We start from the raw sequence: 446 nt of genomic DNA, 5'->3' as shown, positions 1-446 counted from the left end.
TTATTACCCGAGGCCGCGCCATAGCCGTAACGACCAATGGATCGATCCGACGCCGCAATTCGACAATCAGGGCAATCCCAATTTCGACACCCACGGCAACTATCAAGGCCCGCACGGACTGGGCAAGCTTGTCACCCCCGATGACAATCCGGATTTGAACCCGGCCCTGCGCAGCGATGGCGATGACAGCGATGACAGTTACTGAGCGTCGCGCCTATTTCTTTTGAACATGATCTTTTTCGAAAACCGGTTCCCATTTTTGCTGTGCTGACCGTCGGTTCGGGATCATGCTCTGCGGTCAAATGCCGCCGTACCAGTCGTAGCCATTGTCCTCCCAGTAGCCGCCCTTGCCGCCGCCGATAGTGGCGAAACCGTCGACCAGTTCGATCTTGCGGAGATATTTCGGCATCTTATAGCCGATCTGGCGCTCGACACGGACACGCAAT

General features: G+C 56.3%; 2 pseudogenes. One reads left to right on the top strand and one right to left on the bottom strand.

Annotated features, from left to right (window positions below):
- A pseudogene (locus E5W87_RS15540) lies at positions 1–205 on the top strand (hypothetical protein); the annotation flags it as partial.
- A 93-nt stretch (positions 206–298) separates the two neighbouring features.
- On the opposite strand, the pseudogene E5W87_RS15535 reads toward E5W87_RS15540, so the two are convergent.
- Positions 299–446: pseudogene (locus E5W87_RS15535) on the bottom strand (molybdopterin oxidoreductase); the annotation flags it as partial.

Origin of the sequence: Mesorhizobium sp., from assembly GCF_004962925.1 — a bacterium.
In the GTDB taxonomy this organism is placed as follows: Bacteria; Pseudomonadota; Alphaproteobacteria; order Rhizobiales; family Rhizobiaceae; genus Mesorhizobium.
Note: the sequence above shows the minus strand (reverse complement) of the source record. Positions and strands in the feature narration are given on the sequence as shown.